The following is an 18,250-nucleotide window of genomic DNA, read 5'->3' on the forward strand; positions in this document are numbered from 1 at the left end:
TTCAGTCCTTTCTGCATGCGGGTGTTGTCGGCTGTGCGCTACTTGGTCGGCAACTGCAACGGCAATGGATGCGCTTGTGACGCGGACACCCCGTCTGTCCCGCGTCGGCGGATGACGGCGTGGGCCGATTCCGCCGCCATGAGGCCTAGCGCGATGAACACCGCGCCGACGGCGCCGAGCCAGTGTGCGCCGACCCATGCCATCCCGGCCTGCCCGACCAGGGGAGCAGCCGAGACGCCGATGTAGACCGCGGACGAGGCGAGGCCGGTGAGCACGGGTGCTGCCGTGGGCATGGCGGTGATCAGGCGATGGGTCTGGGGCGCAAGAAGTCCCCATCCGCAAACACCCCATACGAGGAGCGCCGCGACGGTGGAGGGCAGGTGTGCACTGGTCCACGGCAGGAGCGCGAAGTCGATCGCGGCCACGGTGATCGAGGTGTTGATGACGCGGCGATCACCGAAGCGGTCGATCAGAGTGCCCGAGGCGAGTGTGCCGGCGGTGGCGGCCAGGCCCCACACGAACAGCAGGGCGGCGAGGGTTGTGCCGCTGCCGCCGGTGGCGCGGTCGAGGCTTTCGCCGATGAAGGAGTAGACGGTGTACAGGCCGGTGTAGGCGAGGAGAGTGGTCAGCAGGACCAGACCGATGCGGCGGTCGGCGAGCGGGGCGACGCGCGTGCGCAACGGGACCGGCGGGGGTGTGGAGATCGCGGGCAGGAGCAGGGCGATACCCAGGGCGGCTGCCACTCCGAGAGCGGAGACGAACCACATGGTGGCACGCCAATCGCCGGTGAGGCTGCCGAGCGCCGTGCCGATGGGCGCACCGAGTGCGGTCGCGGCGCTGAGGCCGGCCATGACGGTGGCGATGGCACGGCCGCGACGCTCCGGCGGGGCGAGCGAGGCGGCTGCGGCGACGGCGGCGGGGGTGATCATGGCGCCGCCGAGCCCGGCGACCGCCCGGGCGGCCAGGGCCACGGTGAAGACGGGGACGAAGGCCGTCACGAGGTTGCCCGCAGTGAAGATCGCGAACCCGGTGAGAAACAGGGTGCGGCGCGGCAGGCGCGCGGTGAGGGCGGCCATGACCGGACCGAGTACGGCGTAGGTCAAGGCGTAGGCGGTGAGCAGCCGGCCCGCGGCGCCGACGGGAACATCGAGCGATTCCGCAGCATCGGGCAGGATGCCGGCGATGACGAAGCTGTCGGTTCCTATGGCGAACATTGCGGCGGCAAGGACGACAAGTGGTCGGTACACGACGGAAGGACCTCCAGGGCGTTGGATGTAACAGAGATGGTTACGACAGTGGTCCGAAGAACGGCCGGTCCATGCGGACCGGCCGGGCGGGACGGGAGTTCGGGTTCCTGGCTTCAGGCAACCGTTTCCCTCAGCACGTCGGCGACGGTGACCGCCGCCAGTTCGGCCTTCATCGACTCCTCCGCGCGGCTGTATGTCTCCCGCAGTACAGGCGGGAGGCCGCGCCCGACAGGGCACTTCTGGTTGGGAGTCGCGGCGTGCAGCGCGATGAGCGGATCGGGCTCAACGGCCAGGTAGACGTCCCTCAGCGTGATCGACTCCGGAGTGCGGGCCAGTCTCCAGCCCGCACCCTGGCCGCGCTGCGAGACGACCAGGCCCGCGTCGCGCAGGCTGCCGAGGATGCGGCGGATGACGACGGGGTTGGTGTTGACGCTGTCGGCGATCTGATCGGACGTCACGATGCCGTCGGCCCGTTTGGGGCAGACGAGCGCCATCCAGGTCAGTGCGTGCGTGGCCACGGTCATGCGACTGCTCGCACTCATGGAACCTCCCGTTGCCCGGACGCGGCCGATGCCGGTCCCGTTGCAACTGATTCTGTTACGACAGGGGGGTTCGTGTCCAGTCCTGTCCGCAGCCACTACGACGTCGCCGGCACCCTCACCATCGGCACGGTGCGACTGCCGGGTCCGGTCGACGACTTGCTTGACCTGCACGGCCGTTCTGTGACCGGGTCGACGGCATCGATGAGAACTGACGTCGGCCATGCCCGCGTTGCGGGACCCCCGGAAAGTGCTCCCGGCCCGGTCGATCGCGCACGTCCGGGCAGCCCGTCCGCAGACGAGAAGGGTGCGACATCAGACAACCAGGTCGTAGATGCTCCGCGCCGTCAGCCACAGGCCGACGAGCAGGGAGAGCGTGACGATCAGCTGGTCCTGATGCTGCTCGGTCCAGGTCCGCAGGCCGTTCAGCCTGGCCTCCGCGGCCGCCGGTGCCCAGACCTTGTACATCTCCATGGCGACGAGGCTCAGCGTGGCCAGCAGGCAGTAGCCGGTCAGCGCGAGCCAGTCCGTGAGGGAGGAGAGGTCCGCGGCGACGACCGTGGCGGCGCCGGCCCCGACCAGGGCCCAGGGCTGGAGCAACCAGGCCAGCCCGGCGGCCGTGGCCAGTGAGGCGTCGTCAACCTTGGCGGCCCAGCGCGGCGGGCCATGCGGGCGGGGTGGCCGTCGCCGCCGGTTCGCGCCATAGAGCACCAGCCCCAAGCCGATGGCGAGTTTCGCACACGTAACGGCGGTCGACGGGGTGGTGTGGCGGCCCGGGGGGTTCCCACCGGTCAGCAGCAACACGCATGTGATCACCACAACCAGGTTGGCGAGCCACGACAAGAGGAACGCCAGGCCCTTGCGAACCCCACGTCGCGAGGAGAGCAGCAGGATGAACGCGCTGTTGTGCAAAGGTCCCAACGTGATGGCGGTACCGATCACGACCAGATCGAGAACCATCAGCGCAGTCACTCCGGGAAGGTCAGGGCATCGGTCGCCTTGGGACGGGCGAACCAGTGCGCGGGGTCGGACGGCGCTCTCACGGTGCCGCATCCCGACTCTGCGGGCCGAGGCCCGACCGGTCAAGCGGCCACGCTCATGTCACCGAACGCCGCACACCAGGTGGCGGGAGGCATGGGCCTGGGTAATCCGGTGGACCGTGCGATTCCTGAACGCCGAGGCCGCTCGCCGCGTGTTCTGCCCGTGTCAGGGCACCCGTGGAGACGTCCACGCCCTCCCGCATGGCTGCCGTGCACCTCGTCTTCGTTTGCTCTCAGACCTCGGGGAGGGACGGATCGGGTGTCCAGGGGTTCGGCGCGGTGACGGACCAGCGTTCGTGGTCCCGCCAGGCGCCGTCGATGTAGAGGTAGGCGGGCGCAAGCCCCTCGTACCGGAAGCCCAGCCGGCGGACCACGGCCAGAGATGCCCGGTTCGCCGGTCGGATGCCGGCCTCCAGCCGGTGGAGCCGCAGATCGGTGAACGCGTACCGCATGGTGGCGGCGACCCCTTCGGTCATGTACCCCTGCCCTGCCGACGGGGCGAAGGCCGCATAGCCGAGGGACGCGCCCTGGTAGCGCCCCCGGATGATCGAGTTGATGTTGACCGTGCCGGCGGCTGCACCGGTGTCGCGCACGCGGACCAGGAAGCCCTGGTTGGTGCCGTCGTCGAAACGGCGCATCCAGTCCCGGAACTCCTGCGCGTTCGTCGGCAGTCGCATCCACGGCAGGTGCAGTTCGGAACTGACCCGGACGAGGGTACAGAACTCGTCCTGATCGGAGAGGGTGAGCGGGTGCAGTTCGACCCGTGACGGTATCTGGAGCATGGGGCCACGTTAGGGCGCCCACGGGTGGCGGGTGAATCGAGTTTCGCGCGGTCGGCAACGAGGGCCGGGAACGCTCCGCGGCCCCCTTCGAAGACCGCAGGCGTAGTCGCCCCCGCCAACTGGGCGTATGGCGGACCTGACCTGACCTGACCTGACCTGACCTGCCCGTGAGCCGTGCCCTCGACGGTGAGCACGCTCACCCCTTGGGATGCGGTTCTCCAGGTCGGTCCCCCGTACCCCAGCACGGCCGCCCGCGCGTCCTCGCCCGCGCCCACGCCGAGGGAGAAGCGCGCCGAGGGAGAAGCGCGCCGTGAAGTCCGTTGCCCCGTACGCCCTTTCCGCCTCGCCCGCCCAACTCCTGGCCCGAGACCAAGCGTCCCACGCTCACCCCCGCAGGCCTGGTTTCACTGCTGCCGGGCAGGTCACGGTCGAGCACGCCCAGCCGACGGAAGGGCTGTGCGGGGCCTCCGCCACCCGCCGCTGGCGGAGGCCCCGTCCACTGGACTCGACGACAAGAGACACGTCACCTCGGGAATTGGGGCTACCCGTTGAACGCGGTCGTCCCCGGCCGGTTCGGTCGAGGACGTGGTCGCAGACATGGGCGCGGGCGTGCCACCGGCCGGTACAACCTTCCTTCCGACGGCGTGGCTCACCTGAACATCACGAGCGGATCTCGGCGTTCCGCATCCTCTTGACTCTCGGTCCTGATGACGGTCTGATATGCCATCACGTGTGAACGTGTTTGGTTCTGAGTCATTATGGTTTGATGTGCGGGTCCTTGGGGGGCGGTCGGTCACCCTTGGTTTCCGGGCGTCGGGCCGCACTCATGCAGGGCACCCCCGCACCACCCTCATCTCAAGGACGGTTCATGTTCGAGCGTTTCAGTCGCGGCGGTCGGGTCGGTGCGTCATTGGCGGCCGTGTTGGTGGTGGGGTTCGGGGCGACCGAGGCCGTCGCCGACCGTGCGTTGACTCCTGTTCCCTTCAAGGACGGGTTCGAGTCCGGCACCACGGGCGCGTTCAAGCGCAAGGGTATCGACGGGACGGGCGCCGTGAGTGTTACCGCGGCGCCCGGGGGGCGGGGCGGCAAGGCGGTCCGGTTCGTCATGCCGGATGACGGCAAGTCCTACCGCACCGAGATTGCTACAGAACGTGTGCCTTACGGGAGTTACCGGTACACGTTCGCGAACTACCTTCCCGCCGACTGGATTTCCTTCGAGAATCAGACCATCGTCTCCCAGTGGCACGGTGGGACGGGCACGAACCCCGCGGTCGTCCTCGCCGTCAAGAACGACCGCTGGACGATGGTCGTCCACTCGAAGGTGGGCTCACAGCCGCTGAGCGAGGCCAGGTACGATCTCGGCCCCGTGCGGCTGGGACGCTGGAATCAGTGGTCCTTCGACATCACCTGGTCCACCCCCGCCGCCCCCACCGCCGGCTCCATCACCGCGCGGCTCGACGGGGCCCAGGTGGGATCGCACCGCGGCCCCAACAGCTACCACCAGGACACTGCCCCGTACCACAAGATCGGTCTGTACCGCCCCAACTGGCAGGCCTGGAAAGGGCACAAGGCCGGTGGCACTCCGGCGGTGGTGAACTACTACGACGACGTCAGCATCACCCCGATCTCCCCGGGAGCCGCCGTGCCGCCTGCCACGGCCACCTCCCAGGCGTCCCCGGGCGCCACGGCGAAGTCCACGCCGAAGGCGCCCGCCGCATCGGGAGCCGCTTCGACTCCGCCATCGGGGTCGGCCCCGGCAACCGGACCGGCGACGCCGGGCTCCGCATCCGACGCCGCGGACGAGGTCCCGGTGGACACCGGCACCGACACCGACAACGACGCCGCCCCCTGGCCGAGACCGGCGCCTCCGGCCGAACCCCGATCATCCTCGCCCTCGCCAGCGCACTACTGGCCGCCGGCATCGTCTTCGTGCTCCGCAGCCGCGCCAAGACGGGGCGGCGCCGGAGGGACGGCTCCGGAGGGTAGCCCGAGGCGCGGACGAGCCTACCGAGGCGCCCCGTCCCTCAGGCTGTTGAATCGTGTTCGGTTGCATTCTTTCGGTTGGCCGTGCGCAGGAGGGGAGCTGACTTGGCTGGAAGAAGACGTTCCGCGGTTGCGGAGATGGTCGAGGGCCGGTGAGTTTGCTGGAGGGTCCGCAAGGCGATCCGGAAGATGTGGACGCCAATGACCGCAGTCCCTCCAGTCAGGATGAGGAGTTGACCACTGGCCGTACTGACCATGGGGGAGGTTGACGCATCTGGTGGCGGGAGGTGGGTCCACCAGGTGTGGAAGGTCTGAACAGGTCACAGCTCTGCAGGATGCGAGCGTCCACGTTCGTAGCCCCGGTACTCCATATCGCACCTCTGACGTGGCCGGTGAAGCCGAACCAGGGGCTTGGCGACACCGCGATGGAGAGGGGAGAGCAGGGCCCGAGTGCGTGCGAAGTGCGCGGAATGCAACGCCAGGGTGAGCACGAACAATGATTCGTGCCCTGCGCGTCCGGCGGTGCCCCTCGCTTGACGACGTCACCGTCGGCTGACGACGTCACCGTCGGCGCGCCGGCCGGGCAGGCGATGTACGACAGGTTGAAGAGCGGTAGGGACTTGCCGAAAGAGGCTCCCGCCCCGACCAGGATGGTCGACGCCTCCAACCGGAAGGCCGCCGGCGGCACATGCGGCAGAGTCCAGAGCCGCCTGCGAAAACCAGTGTGGCCGCCGGAGCGGCGGCCACGGCAAAGCGGGAATGGTCTGCCGGCGGTGTCGCCGAGCCGGCACGCGAACTGACCGGCTTGCAAGGCCCCTATGGACACACCCAAGACAGAAGTGCCCGCTATCGGGGGATCCGCCCAACCCGCGACGAACACGTCTGTCCGTCCAGAACACCCGGATGACGGAGGCGCCCGAGAGTCGCCGTGCGGTTCATCAGCAAAGCCCATCAGGAGTATGTGTTGAGTACATCGGATACTGCCCGTCAGCAGCATCTGCAAAGTCTCAGCGACAGGGAACTCTGTGCCCTGTTGCGTGAGCGGACTGAGGTGTCCGACACCGAGGTGAGCGAGGTGATGGGCGAGGTGTTCGCACGTCACCGTTCTTCGGTGCTCGCCTATGCGCGTACGTGCTGTCGGGACCTGTCCACTGCCCAGGATCTCGTGGCCGAGGCCTTCGTCCGTAGCTACCGAGCCGTCGTCTGGGGCGCCGGACCGGAGTATGCCTGGCGGCCGTACCTGCTGACCTGCGTGCGCCGCTTGGCGGCCGCGCGAGCGCGCGAGGGCGCCCGCATGCAACTGTCCGAGGACTTCGAGGAATGGGCCGCGAGCCTCTCTGATGACCAGGACCCCTCAGAGGCCGTCTTCTCGGCGGATGAGGAATCGCTGGTCCTGCGTGCCTACCAATCGCTGCCCGAGCGCTGGCAGTCGGTGTTGTGGCACTCCGTCGTCGAATGCGAGCCGGCGGCCGAGACCGCCGGACGGCTCGGGATATCGGCGGGGGGCATCGGCTCCCTGGTCGCGCGGGCACGAGAAGGCCTGCGAGAGGCCTACCTGCGCGCCCACCTGACCCACAGCACGAGCGAGGAGTGCAGGCATTACGGACGACAACTCGCCGCCACGCTCCGCCGACCGGGGAAGCGCCGCACCCGCGACCTGGGCCGCCATCTCCAGGGCTGCGCGGACTGCGCACGGGCTGAACGCGACCTGCGCGACGTGAACGCTCGTCTAGGGGCGCTCTCACTGACCGTGAGGTTGCCTTGTCGTAGGGGCTGAGGGTTGTTGGTCGTCGCGGTGTGCCGAGGTGTATGAGGCATCCCCCAGGGTGGGGGTCTGACCGCAGAGAGGCAAGCGTTCCGTGAGCGGGTCCGGATGGAAGCGGCCGCGATGTTCGTCGATGGGCGGGAAGGTAGACACGGTGAGGAACTCTCCCGGCGATGCTGTGGTTCGGGACCGCGACGGCCGGTCCCGAACGCCACCGTTCGCGTATCAGTTCTCCGTGCGCTGAAGCGACGCGATACCCACTTCGAATACCTGTTGCCCGAACAAGGTCCGGAGCGTGGGGCCGTCAGCGGGATCCACGGGTTCGAATTCCGTGGACCAGCACACGTCGCACCGGTCGGGTGCCGCCGACTCCCACACCTGGACCTCGGCGACGTAGGAGGTGACGGGGAAGGGGCTGTCCAAGATCGTATACCTCAGCGTGCGCTCCACCGGGTCGCTCAGAAGGAGTTCCTCGCGAATGCGTTCGCCGTCCTGTGTCGTCATCGACCTGACGGGTCCCCCGCCCGGTCCTGGCGCGGGCTCCAGGACGCTGTGGGCGATGAGGGGATGCCACTGTTCGATGTCCCCGAACGCCGCGAAGCTCTCCCACGTCTGTGACGCGGTACGACCGATGACCGTTCCCCGGACAACAACCAGCATGCGGTTATCTCCCTTTCATCTCAAACGATTGATTAGTGGACTTTGTTGTGATCCAACTTCGGGGATATAACGAGAACTCTGTCGGATTCACGGAACCGGGCCATTCACTTGTCCATCCCGACTCTGGTCGACCCCTTGACCGTCCCCTTGGCGCAGTTTGCCACCACCACGGTCCACGTGGCCGCCGCACCGTCGGACGGCTCACGACTTCTGCGCCTCGCGGCGATGCGGCTATGCGAAGCCGCCGGCTCGCACACGCTTTCCGCGGTCGGGGGCACGCTCACGGCACAGCTCCCATTCGGGTTCCGTGCGGAGATGTTCCTCTCCACGGAGATGCGCAGCAGCTCGTCGGGTGCCACGACGCTCGGGCTGAACCTGCGCCTTTCGGGTCAGAGCGAATGCCGGTCGTCGAGGCTGCTGGAGCATTGGTCGGAGATCTGGCACAGGCAGCCCTTGTCCGCGATCGAGACGGCCCGGATCGCGAACGAACTGCCCTTGATGGGTGCCACGACGGAGCGGCTGCGCGGCGACCGCCCCCTGGCCGGACACGCGTTGCTGGTCACCGGTCACTTCCTGACCGACCTGGTCCACCTCGTGGACTGCCTGGCGCGGCTCGGCGCACCTCTGGAGGCGATGACGGTCCTACGCAAGGACTACGCCTACCAGTGGCGCCACCGTGTCCACGGCCATCTGGCAGGGCGCGGTGTCCGCATCGCCGACAGTACGGACCCCGAGGCGATCCACCGCCACGGCCGACGTGCGCAACGGGCGGGTCTGCGCCCCCTGGCCCTGGACGACGGCGGATATGTCGCCCCGGTCCTGATGGATGACGCCGCCGCGGACCCGGATGGGGGAGGGGTCTCGCAGTGGGCCGGCGTCGTCGAGCAGACCATGTCCGGCGTCTACAAACTACGGGGCCGCGAAAGTGAATTGTCCTTCCCGGTCTTCTCGGTGGCCCAGTCCCGACTCAAGGGCCGCATCGAGTCGTACTGGATCGCCGAGAAGGCGGTCACCACCGCTCTCTCCCTTCTCCCCGCGACGAAGATCGAGGGTCAGCCGGCCCTCGTCGTCGGCTATGGGAGCGTCGGAGCCCAGATCGCCACCCTGCTCGACCAACGACGGATGCGCGTAGCCGTTCACGACACCGATGTCCTCCACCTCATCGACGCGCACGAGAGCGGCTACACCACGGCCCGCTCGCTCACGGATCTCCTGGCGGGTCACCGGCCCCTGCTCGTCTTCGGAGCCACCGGCCGCACCTGCATGTCCACCCCCGAGTTCCTGGCACTGCGCCGCCCGGTGTACCTGGCGTCCGTCAGCAGCCGCGACGTCGAATTCGACCTTCCCGCCCTGGAAGCCCTCGCCGTCGACCAGCCGGCCTCACGAGTCGCCGCACGCCCCTCGTCGCGCGCCCAAAGGATCCCCGGCGGTACGGAGGTGACCGTACTGGCCGAGGGCCGTCCGGTGAACTTCCACGAGACGGACAGCATCAGCAACCTCCACTCCGACCTCGTCTATGCGGGCATGCTCGTCGGCGCCTGCGCCATCGCCACCCGTCCCGCCCCACCCGGGCTCGATCCGGCCTGGGCCGACGACGTCCTGCAGTCGTCGGGCCTGCTGGACGACTACTACGAGCGGTACGGCCCGCCGTCCAGCAGCCGGCACGCATAGGCAACCACCCCTCACCCAGGCATCTCGCCAGCGGCATCCGCCCGCCTGACCCACGCGCTCCGCAGCACCGCGGAGCGGCGCCGCCACCAAGGAGGAACACGTGCCCACAGCACGGCAGTGGATCGAAACCCTCGGCCTGGAACCGCACATGGAGGGCGGGTACTTCCGGCGCACCTTCCAAGCGGACCACCGCCCCCCGCTGCACACCGCGCGAGGCGAGCGCCATCTGCTGACCTCCATCCACTACCTCCTCACCAAGGATTCACCCGTCGGGCACTGGCACCTCAACCAGTCCGACATCCTTCACTTCCACCACAGCGGCGCCCCCCTCGACTACCACCTGATCCACCCGGACGGCCGGGCCGAGACCGTCACCCTGGGCCCGGACCCGTACCAGGGACACGTCCTGACCCTCGCCGTTCCCGGCGGCCTGTGGAAGGCGACCCACCTCGGTGACGGCGACCACGCCCTGATCAGCGAAGCCGTGGCACCCGGCTTCGACTACGCCGACATGACCCTCGGCCAACCCGACGACCTGACCGCCCGATTCCCCCAGCACGTGGCACTCATCCGCCGCTACTGCCGCCCACCCTCCACAGGGGATACGCACCTGACCTGAAGCGCGCGGTGCGGTGTGATCCCCAACTAGCGTCCGGTGGAAGCGGGAGTTGAACTCCGCCATCCGCTCCAGCGTGCCCGTGTCCAGCGCGTCGTGCATCGCTCGCTGGATCTCCTCCAACTCGCCGAGCCGGGCATCGTCGATCTGCCCCGCCGCGAGCTGTGCAACCAGCCGCTCTCGTACCGCGAGAGGGCGACTTCCCCATCGCGGAGAAGGCGCACACGCACACGATCAAGCTGCGGGTCTGGCGCCGTGAACAGGATCTGAAATTGGCCGAGCAGTACGTCAACGCCGTCAGGAAGGTCAGCGAACACCACAAGGAGCTTCTGTGACCGTGACCTCCGACGTAGCCCGGACCGTGACCGAGGAGGCCGAGACCGAAGGCATCATCAGTCGTAGTCCGCCCCCTCCCGTGGTCGGCAGGGTCAACGCCAGGCGTCCGGTTCTGGCATTGACCCCTCCATCACGGTCGTGAAGACCCCGTCGTACACGCTACGAGGGTTCGGCCCCGGGCTTCTGCGCCGACTCCCGCCAACTCAGGCTGTGCTCAGTACCGCAGCAGACCGCAGGCTCTGGACCTGACCGCAGGATTCCACCATGCATGGCATCGATGGTCTCCGTCACTCCCTGGTCGCCCGAGGTGCCCCGCGCCCACAGTGAGAACGCGATCAGGCCGACGCCGGCAGAGGCCGGTGCCGCTGCTCCCTCAACGCATGGCGCTTGTTGGGGGTCGCGACGCGGTGGAAGGTGGGAACCGTGTGATGCCGAGCGCCTACCTGCCGGCTTCGACCTGTACTGGCTGTATCCCAATCGTTCATGACGAACGCCTGGCACGTTCCTCTGAGGTCGACACTTCGTCGCCCCCGAGGACGCCGGTGCGCAGTGGCATGGAGCCTGCTCCGCACCGAACCATCTGCGACGCTGGTCAGAGAGGCCAGCTGACCTGCCCGGCCTTGACCTGAAGTACATCCGGAGCCTGAGCCTCGTAGAACCTGAGGAATCCGACCCGGACCGCGCCATTTTCGAGCAGGTGCGTTGAGTGGGCCCTTGTGGCCAGCCAGCAGAGCAACTCGCCGACCTTCTCGAACTCGTCGGGGTGGATCTCCTGTCGGCACGTCAGCGACCAGCCTTTCCGCGGCAGATCCGCGCGGCTGACCAGGGTCGAGCGGAGAACACCACCCACTCGCGATGCCGCCCCCTGCCCGGCGAGAAGTGGGTGGGGATCGTCCTCGATCACCGGGATCCCCGAGTCGTCCACCACCACGACCGGGAACTCGGTGACGATGGACAGGTGCTTCGGCCGGGACCCTGTCCCCAGATGCCAGCTCAGCTCGGCGAGCTCCGTCTCGGAGATCTCGTCCTGCAGGTCGACGGCAATCATCAGCTCATGGATGTCACTCACCCTGCGAACCCTATGGCCGGCCACCGACGAGGCCGGCGGGGCTGACCGATCATCCACCTCCGAAGGGTGTGGGCGCTGTGGCGGCAGTGGGCGGGCGTCGGCGATGACGTGTGGCGACCATCCTGCCCATGTCGCGTTGTCCCCAGCGGCTCCGGCAGGCCGACCCCTTGTTTACCTTACGGGTCGACCCGTAAAGTAAATGGCATGAGTTCCTCTCCGCTCTCCAGGGGGCGTCCCAGGGATCCCCGATCGCACGAGGCGATCATCAAAGCGACGGCAGAGCTGTTGGTCGAGTTCGGCTACGCCGCAACATCGATCGGGGCGGTGGCCACTCGGGCCGGTGTCGGCAAGGACACGATCTACCGGCGATGGTCGGGCAAGGCGGAGTTGGTCTTCGAAGCCGTCTTCACGACCACCGATGATGTTCCGACCCCGAACACCGGAACGCTGGCCGGTGATCTGACCGTACTGCTGCAGGGCCTGGTCGACGAGTTCCACGCGCCCGCCGCCGCGGCGGCGCTCCCGGGGCTGCTCGCCGACTTCGCCGCCGATCCGGAGTTGAAGGCACGCATCCGCGGCGACTTCCTGGCGCCGTCGAAGGAACGACTGCTGATCGTCTTCGAACGGGCTCTGCTGCGGGGGGAGATCGCGGCCGGGACTCCTGTGGACCTGGTCCTGGACACGCTGGCAGGAGCGGTGTTCTTCCACGTGGGACTGGTCGGGGAACACCCGGACCAGCGGCTGGCCGCCTTGCTGGCCAGTGTCGTTGTCAAAGGAATCGAGGTCCGATGAACGGCTGGCTCCTCGCGGCGGGAATCACCGCGCTCGGCGTGGCCGCAGTGCACATCGTAGGTGGACACCGCGACGTCGTGCGTCCGCTGCTGTCCTGCGGGCTCGCCGACGAACCCAAACGTGTCCTGCACGCCGTGTGGCACATGGTGAGCGTCGATCTGGTGCTCTCCGGACTCGCTCTGCTCCACCTCGCCCTGTCGGACGGTACGGCGGAGACCGACCTGGTGGCGTGGTTCGTGGCCGCGCACTTCATCGCGTACGCAGTAGCCTTCCTGGCCGTCACCCTGTCCGTCGATTGGCCCAGGCCACTACTCCGCCTGCCGCAGTGGATTCTGCTCCTGCCCGTCGCGGCGCTGGCAGCGGCGGGCGCCGTGTAGCCACACCCTCGGAACTCGCGGTCGAGAGTCTGGGCGTCGGCAGCCCGGCGCAGGGCGGCCGCGGTCAGTTCGCAGCCCTACTCGTCCTCGGCGATCTGCCACTGCGAGGTGACGAAGGCCTCGCTCCAGTTCGTCATGACTCCTCACCAGCGCGTCTCCCTGGCGACATGCGTCGCTGCCTGCCGTAGGATCTCGCGTTCCTCCTCCAGTCGCGGATCTTCGAGGGTGCCGGTTCCGGGAACGACGGCGGTCTGTTCGTCGAGGGCGGCGAAGACGTCGGTCGATCAACCTCTGTGCCATCCGCGGGGCCTTGGGCCGGATGAGTTCGACGAGTCTGCGGCGGCCGGCCGGCCTTGCGCAGGGCGGCCGGGGAGCCCACGCCACTGTCGAGCCAACCCGCCCCGGCACCCGAGCCCTGGCCCTCTGGGCCACCTTGCGGCACCTGGGCCGCGACGGCGTCACCGACATGATCGAGCACTGTCTGAGCCTCGCCGAGCAGTTGCGCGACCGGATCACCGCCGAACCACGACTGGAACTCGTGGGCGGCGGCCCGTGGCCCGTCGTGTGCTTCCGCATGACTGATCCGGCGTCTGCACCGCCGGCACCGGGGCCGCCCGACCGAGGCCCGGCATGGACAAAGTCACAGCACCCACCATCCACGACACCCCCGGGGGCCTCTGGAGCCGCGAGGACCTGAAGCAGGTCCTCTCCGACATTGGCACCGACATCGACACGGGCACCGACACCAACACCAGCACCGCCAACTACCGACGAGCCGGCGGTGCAGGCCCAGCACACCAGGTGCCCTGGGCCTGCTGTGGGGTTCCTCATAGTTGACCTTTGTCGGAACGTCACCCCTGCACGGGGAAGCCCTCGATGGTCCGCTGCGCGTGGCCCATCATCCGGTCGTTCATGGCCGACCCTGCCCGGTCGCGGTGTCGCGGTGTCGCGGTGTCGCGGTGTCGCGGTGTCGCGGTGTCGCGGTGTCGCGGCGTCAGGCGCGTGCGAGGCTGATCTGGTCGTTGAAGATCACCCAGTGCTGGCCGTTGTCCGCGGTGTCGCAGGGCTTCGTGGCGATGTTCGGGGTTCCCCAGGCGTTGGCGAGACAGTAGGCGGGGGCGAAGTTGAGCGAGATCGTCTGGCCCGAGACGTTCCAGTACTGCCCCTGGTCGCTGGTGTCGCACGGCTTTGTCGAGATCTTGTCGGAGTTCCAGGTGTTGGCCAGGCAGTAGCCGCGCGCGTTGGTGAGGGAGATCTGGTTGCCCGTGACGGTCCAGTGCTGCCCCCGGTCTGCGGTGTCGCACGGCTTCGTGGAGATGTTGGGGGTCTCCCAGGCGTTGGCGAGACAGTACCGGCCGGGCACGGCGGCCTGAGCCGCGCTCGTCGCTCCCGCCTCGCCGGCCGGCAGGAGGGAGGCGGTCAGCGCGAGCGTGGCGAGGGCGAGGGTCTTGCGGAGGGCGATGGCCATGATGCGGATTCCATTCTTGGTACCGGAAGGCGCGATGTCACGCGCAATCAGAAACAGGATGTGCATGGCTATTCGGCTCACATTCGAGCGCATGGGAATTAGTACCAGCAGTCCCAGGTGAATCAGTAAATGCAGGCAATTCATTCACCCATACCGGCCATTCTTTGGATCGTCCGATGATCGTCCATCTGTGTACCTTCCAGGGTTTCTGGTGAAAATCTCCGTTACGTTGGTCTGCCCGGAAAATGGCCGGAAATCGGAAGCTTGGTGACCCTGCCCCGGCCGGTATCCCTCGGGGAGGCCAAGGTTCACCCGGAGTCCGTCATCGCAGGCGTACAAGCAGCCCTGACCTGGTGTTTCGTGCGGGCGGAGTCCGGCGAGACGGGGTCAACATCAACCCTGAGCGGCGCCCTTGGAGCGGGTTCGGCGGGACTCGTCATCGACGGTGCAGGGCCATCGCCACACTTTTCCGTGTGCCGAAACGTTTCGCGAATCAGCTTCCAATGAACTCGCCGTAAATACGTGCGCGATATCAAGCCGAATTGCTCTCGTCGGGTGTACATGGAGAGATTCAGGTGGGCGCTCCACAGAATCGATCCTCCTTTTTTCGTCGGCCATGTTCTCGCACGAAATTAGGGGATCGCGTGGATGTGTGTACCTGGCTCTCTCGCACAGGCGAGCCGCTCGCCGACATCGTTCTGAGCCCGAACACCCTGTACCTGCCGCGCGGGTGGTGGCACGCCGTCACCGCGGACCAGGGCGCCCCTTCCCTCCACCCGACCTTCGGCCTCACCACCCAAACCGGCGCCGACTTTCATGACCTGGGTCATCAACCAGCTCCGTGGCGTCCCCCCGCTTCCGTACCGACGTCCCCCGCTTCGACACCCCGACCGCCCCGACCGCATACGTCACCGTGCTCCGTGACGCCGTCCTGACCGTGCTGGACGACCCGGCGGTCGCCGACCTGCCCAGCACACAGGCCTGCCCGTCGCCGACACGGCAGTGCCGAGCCAGCCGACAGGACGTGGGCGACGGCCTCGTCCCGGGTGACTGGAAGCCGCGCGGGCCGAGGGCCGTGGACCAGGCGCGGAGGTGGCCTCGGCTCGGCACGAAACCGGCTTCGTCGCTGACGATGCCGATCCCCGGATCGGCCGGCGATACCCGGTAGCCGGTGGGGATCACGCCCGCGCGGCTGACGCGCGTCATGGTGGGGGATACGCCCGCCGCCGCGAGGCGGCCACGGGGCTACTGCGGGGAACGGTCGTCACGGACGCGAACGTGCTGATGCGGCGCTGCGCGACGGCGGGGCACCGGTGGTAGCGGTTCAGGGTCGGGGAGGTGATGTTCGACGGGGAGCATCCGGCGCGAGGCGAGGTCGTCAAGGTTCACCCGTCGCCGCTGGTACTGCGGCGATGGGGGAGGGCGGGTTCCAGTGGATCGCGCTTTCCGTGGCGTATGTACGGGCGGGCGGCCGAGGGCCGCCGCTCGTGAGCCGGTGGTGAGCATCCCGCCGGGTACCGCCCCCGTGGGCTGCCCACCCCCGTGGACTTCGGGTCGGCGAGCATGTCCTGGACGGGGGCTGAAGCGTCCCCTCGGGTCACACGCGTTCGGCCGGTCCGCGGCCCGGCGGGTGCCGGTTCGGCGAGAGCGAGGCTGCTCTGGTCGAGCGGGCGTACTCGGTGGGAGTCTGACCGTAGTGCTTCTTGAAGGATCGGGTGAAGTGACTGCCGTCCGCGAACTGCCAGTGTGCGGCGAGTTCCGAAATGCTCAGGCGTCCTGACGGCGAGACAAGGGCGAACCGGGCCTCATGAAGTCGCCGGTGGCGGATGTAGGTGGTGAGCTGCTCACCCACTGCGGCGAATGCCCGGTGCAGCGTACGGACGGAGACGTTGAGCTCACGCGCAAGCATCGCCGGTGAAAGCTCGGGGTCAGTGAGCCGACGGTCCGCGAGGTCCTTGGCTGCCTGGGTGAGCGCGGGAGCCAACCGGGGTTCCACGTCGTCGAATCGGCCCATCGCCACCGCCTTGGCCAGCTCGACCAGGGTGCCTTGGGCAGCTGCCACACCGGCCGGGCCGAGGTCGGCCACGGTGATGTGAATCATGTCTGTAAGGGCCGTCAGCAAGCGCATCTCGGCCGAGTCCGCCGGCCCGGTGACGACCCGGGTCCCGAGCAGGGGTTTGAGCTCGTCGGGGGGCAGGACGAGGAACTTCGCCGTGAGGTGCGCCGATGTCTCGAAGGCCGTCAGGCGCCCGAGGTGCCGGACGAGGAACTGCCCGGCCGACACGGTCTGGTCGCCGTAACCGGGCGGGCCGCCCAGAGTCCACGCGCCGCGCCGCACGACGTACATGGCAACAAGATCCTGATCGCCGCCCGGGACATCCGCGGTCCGGGTTGCCGACGCGGCGTGAAGGTCGGCGATTGCCGCGCCGTGCACCTTGGCCACGTTGCCCTTGACCCGGAAGTCACCGATCGTGTCCGTGGTGAAGGCCGGCAGTTGGAAGACATCGTCGCCGACCTGCGTCTCCCACCCGCGCCGGAAGGCGTCGAGTCCCCGCGGTGCGGCGCCCCGGGCGGTCGAGTCCACTGCGAACACCCCGCGCGCGCCGTCGACCTCCGCTCCAGTACCGTGCATCTCTCTTCGATCCCCTCGTATTCATTGCTTCAACGCCATCCTGTGGTGATCGTGTTCCGTAGGACGCCGCCGTGACTCATGTGGACACCGTGCCAATCTTCCTATGCACGGCTCGCATGGAGGGGGTTGGGAGGCAGAGCTGATGCTTCTGATTCGGGGAGATGCGCTGATCGCCTGAGTACGCGCAGTAAGTGCGGTACGCGCCTCGGTGTTCGGTATGCCCGGTCCGGCAACGAGAGACGCGACCCCTGACGAGCAGGCTTCTCGCAGCCTGCTCGTCAGGGGTCGCGCTCGCGATCGTTGTTCACGGTCGTATGGTCAGGAATGTGTCTCGTGCAGCGGCCATCAGCGACCGGACCGTGAGGCTGCCGACCTGACAGTGCTTCGTCAGCGAGGACCCTCCGGAGTCCGAGCTGCGGGCCGCGGGCTTCGTATCGACGACCGGGGACTTCAGGTCATCTCACCGCGATACCGACCTTCCTGCCATCCGTGCCTCCGGTAGCCGCTGTCAACGTCGACTCCGCGGCCAAGTCGGACCATGCCTGCCGCGAACGTGTCCTACCGGGAACCCGTCCATGCCGGTGCAGACTCCGGTCACCTGCAGCCGGCGCAGCTCGACGATCAGCGGGCGATGGAGATGGCGAAGGGCGTGAATCCGTTGGATCGGATGACGTGCGGGACGAAGAGGATCGCTGCCTCGGTGGCGCGGGCTGTGTGGATGCCGCCGAGGTCGGTGATCCATTCCTTGTGCCAGCCGAGGTCGGTGAGGAGTTCGCGGACGGCATGTTTGGCCTGCGGGTCCTCGCCGGAGAGGAAGGCGGTTGGTGTCTGGGTGAGCATGGTCGGCGTGGTCATGACGGGGAAGAGCATGGTGTTGAGTGTCTTGACGACGTGCGTTTCGGGGAGTGCTTCCTGAAGTTGTTCGGCGAGGCTTGAGCCGGGGTGGATCAGGTCGGTGGGCAGTCCGTCCGGTCCGTCGACGGTGGCGTTGGAGACGTCGATGAGGATCTTGTCCCGCAGTTCGGCGCGCAGGGCGGTGAGGCGTTCCAGGGAGCCGGCGCCCGGGGTGGCGTTGATGACGATCCGGGCTGTCCGGGCGGCGGAGGCGGCGGCGCCCGGGGTGCGGTCCGCGACGGTCACCTCGTGCCCGGCCCGGGTGAGGGCGGTGGCGAGGTTGCCGCCGACGCGGCCGTTTCCGAGTACTGCGATCGTGGCCATGATGTTCTGCTTCCTTGCGGGGTGCGGGATGCGGGGTGCGGGGTGTGGTGTGTGG

General features: G+C 68.1%; 18 protein-coding genes and 3 pseudogenes. 11 read left to right on the forward strand and 10 right to left on the reverse strand.

Features of this window, described 5'->3' with window-relative positions; translation table 11 throughout:
- Window positions 1-38: 38 nt before the first annotated feature.
- The 4 genes from ACQEVM_RS17210 to ACQEVM_RS17225 all read right to left on the reverse strand — a co-directional run bounded on the left by ACQEVM_RS17210 (window position 39) and on the right by ACQEVM_RS17225 (window position 3,608).
- Window positions 39-1,214 carry an MFS transporter gene (locus ACQEVM_RS17210; RefSeq protein ID WP_433079632.1) on the reverse strand — a complete coding sequence of 392 codons (1,176 nt, stop codon included), beginning with the start codon at window positions 1,212-1,214 and terminating at the stop codon, window positions 39-41.
- Window positions 1,215-1,360: 146 nt separating this feature from the next.
- A complete protein-coding gene (locus ACQEVM_RS17215; RefSeq protein ID WP_433079634.1) occupies window positions 1,361-1,789 on the reverse strand; it encodes an Rrf2 family transcriptional regulator in 429 nt (142 codons plus the stop codon).
- Window positions 1,790-2,101: 312 nt separating this feature from the next.
- Complete coding sequence (locus tag ACQEVM_RS17220) at window positions 2,102-2,746, reverse strand: GAP family protein (protein WP_433080063.1); 645 nt, start codon at window positions 2,744-2,746, stop codon at window positions 2,102-2,104.
- Between the two features lie 313 nt (window positions 2,747-3,059).
- Window positions 3,060-3,608: a GNAT family N-acetyltransferase gene (locus ACQEVM_RS17225; protein WP_433079636.1), complete on the reverse strand. Its 549-nt coding sequence runs from the start codon at window positions 3,606-3,608 to the stop codon at window positions 3,060-3,062.
- Between the two features lie 868 nt (window positions 3,609-4,476).
- Here ACQEVM_RS17225 and ACQEVM_RS17230 point away from each other — a divergent pair.
- The 3 genes and pseudogenes from ACQEVM_RS17230 to ACQEVM_RS17240 form a co-directional block, all read left to right on the forward strand.
- Window positions 4,477-5,796: a heparin lyase I family protein gene (locus tag ACQEVM_RS17230; RefSeq protein WP_433079638.1), complete on the forward strand. Its 1,320-nt coding sequence runs from the start codon at window positions 4,477-4,479 to the stop codon at window positions 5,794-5,796.
- A gap of 828 nt (window positions 5,797-6,624) precedes the next feature.
- Window positions 6,625-7,368 (forward strand): RNA polymerase sigma factor, encoded by a 744-nt coding sequence (locus tag ACQEVM_RS17235; RefSeq protein ID WP_433079640.1) that lies wholly within the window; start codon window positions 6,625-6,627, stop codon window positions 7,366-7,368.
- Window positions 7,369-7,407: 39 nt separating this feature from the next.
- Window positions 7,408-7,500, forward strand: a pseudogene (locus ACQEVM_RS17240) (helix-turn-helix domain-containing protein); the annotation flags it as partial.
- 81 nt (window positions 7,501-7,581) lie between these two features.
- On the opposite strand, the gene ACQEVM_RS17245 reads toward ACQEVM_RS17240, so the two are convergent.
- Window positions 7,582-8,016, reverse strand: a complete 435-nt coding sequence (locus ACQEVM_RS17245; RefSeq protein WP_433079642.1) for an SRPBCC family protein — start codon at window positions 8,014-8,016, stop codon at window positions 7,582-7,584.
- Between the two features lie 315 nt (window positions 8,017-8,331).
- Here ACQEVM_RS17245 and ACQEVM_RS17250 point away from each other — a divergent pair, with 315 nt between their 5' ends.
- The 3 genes from ACQEVM_RS17250 to ACQEVM_RS17260 all read left to right on the forward strand — a co-directional run bounded on the left by ACQEVM_RS17250 (window position 8,332) and on the right by ACQEVM_RS17260 (window position 10,638).
- Window positions 8,332-9,687: a hypothetical protein gene (locus ACQEVM_RS17250; RefSeq protein ID WP_433079644.1), complete on the forward strand. Its 1,356-nt coding sequence runs from the start codon at window positions 8,332-8,334 to the stop codon at window positions 9,685-9,687.
- 100 nt (window positions 9,688-9,787) lie between these two features.
- Window positions 9,788-10,306 carry a cupin domain-containing protein gene (locus ACQEVM_RS17255; RefSeq protein ID WP_433079646.1) on the forward strand — a complete coding sequence of 173 codons (519 nt, stop codon included), beginning with the start codon at window positions 9,788-9,790 and terminating at the stop codon, window positions 10,304-10,306.
- 161 nt (window positions 10,307-10,467) lie between these two features.
- Complete coding sequence (locus tag ACQEVM_RS17260) at window positions 10,468-10,638, forward strand: hypothetical protein (RefSeq protein ID WP_433079648.1); 171 nt, start codon at window positions 10,468-10,470, stop codon at window positions 10,636-10,638.
- 593 nt (window positions 10,639-11,231) lie between these two features.
- On the opposite strand, the gene ACQEVM_RS17265 is transcribed toward ACQEVM_RS17260, so the two are convergent.
- Window positions 11,232-11,708 carry a hypothetical protein gene (locus ACQEVM_RS17265; RefSeq protein ID WP_433079650.1) on the reverse strand — a complete coding sequence of 159 codons (477 nt, stop codon included), beginning with the start codon at window positions 11,706-11,708 and terminating at the stop codon, window positions 11,232-11,234.
- Between the two features lie 204 nt (window positions 11,709-11,912).
- Here ACQEVM_RS17265 and ACQEVM_RS17270 point away from each other — a divergent pair, with 204 nt between their 5' ends.
- Together ACQEVM_RS17270 and ACQEVM_RS17275 are read left to right on the forward strand one after the other, a co-directional pair.
- Complete coding sequence (locus ACQEVM_RS17270) at window positions 11,913-12,500, forward strand: TetR/AcrR family transcriptional regulator (protein WP_433079652.1); 588 nt, start codon at window positions 11,913-11,915, stop codon at window positions 12,498-12,500.
- A complete protein-coding gene (locus ACQEVM_RS17275) occupies window positions 12,497-12,877 on the forward strand; it encodes a hypothetical protein (protein ID WP_433079654.1) in 381 nt (126 codons plus the stop codon). Before ACQEVM_RS17270 ends, ACQEVM_RS17275 begins: the two co-directional genes overlap by 4 nt.
- 218 nt (window positions 12,878-13,095) lie before the next feature.
- Here ACQEVM_RS17275 and ACQEVM_RS17280 read toward each other — a convergent pair.
- Window positions 13,096-13,271 (reverse strand): annotated as a pseudogene (locus ACQEVM_RS17280) (IS110 family transposase); the annotation flags it as partial.
- 12 nt (window positions 13,272-13,283) lie between these two features.
- Here ACQEVM_RS17280 and ACQEVM_RS17285 point away from each other — a divergent pair.
- Window positions 13,284-13,574, forward strand: a pseudogene (locus ACQEVM_RS17285) (pyridoxal-dependent decarboxylase); the annotation flags it as partial.
- 297 nt (window positions 13,575-13,871) lie between these two features.
- Here the strand turns inward: ACQEVM_RS17285 and ACQEVM_RS17290 are convergent.
- Window positions 13,872-14,345 (reverse strand): ricin-type beta-trefoil lectin domain protein, encoded by a 474-nt coding sequence (locus ACQEVM_RS17290; protein ID WP_433079656.1) that lies wholly within the window; start codon window positions 14,343-14,345, stop codon window positions 13,872-13,874.
- A 650-nt stretch (window positions 14,346-14,995) separates the two neighbouring features.
- Between ACQEVM_RS17290 and ACQEVM_RS17295 the strand changes: the two genes are divergently transcribed.
- Complete coding sequence (locus ACQEVM_RS17295; RefSeq protein ID WP_433080065.1) at window positions 14,996-15,280, forward strand: JmjC domain-containing protein; 285 nt, start codon at window positions 14,996-14,998, stop codon at window positions 15,278-15,280.
- Window positions 15,187-15,513 carry a hypothetical protein gene (locus ACQEVM_RS17300; RefSeq protein WP_433080079.1) on the forward strand — a complete coding sequence of 109 codons (327 nt, stop codon included), beginning with the start codon at window positions 15,187-15,189 and terminating at the stop codon, window positions 15,511-15,513. The genes ACQEVM_RS17295 and ACQEVM_RS17300 overlap by 94 nt, the downstream gene beginning before the upstream one ends.
- A gap of 429 nt (window positions 15,514-15,942) precedes the next feature.
- Here the strand turns inward: ACQEVM_RS17300 and ACQEVM_RS17305 are convergent, their stop codons facing one another.
- The gene (locus ACQEVM_RS17305) at window positions 15,943-16,788 is read right to left on the reverse strand and encodes a helix-turn-helix domain-containing protein (protein WP_433079658.1); all 846 of its coding nucleotides are present in this window, start codon (window positions 16,786-16,788) and stop codon (window positions 15,943-15,945) included.
- A gap of 810 nt (window positions 16,789-17,598) precedes the next feature.
- Window positions 17,599-18,195, reverse strand: a complete 597-nt coding sequence (locus tag ACQEVM_RS17310; RefSeq protein WP_433079660.1) for an NADPH-dependent F420 reductase — start codon at window positions 18,193-18,195, stop codon at window positions 17,599-17,601.
- Window positions 18,196-18,250 lie beyond the last annotated feature (55 nt).

Source organism: Streptomyces sp. CA-243310 (assembly GCF_050936775.1).
Taxonomy (GTDB): domain Bacteria; phylum Actinomycetota; class Actinomycetes; order Streptomycetales; family Streptomycetaceae; genus Streptomyces.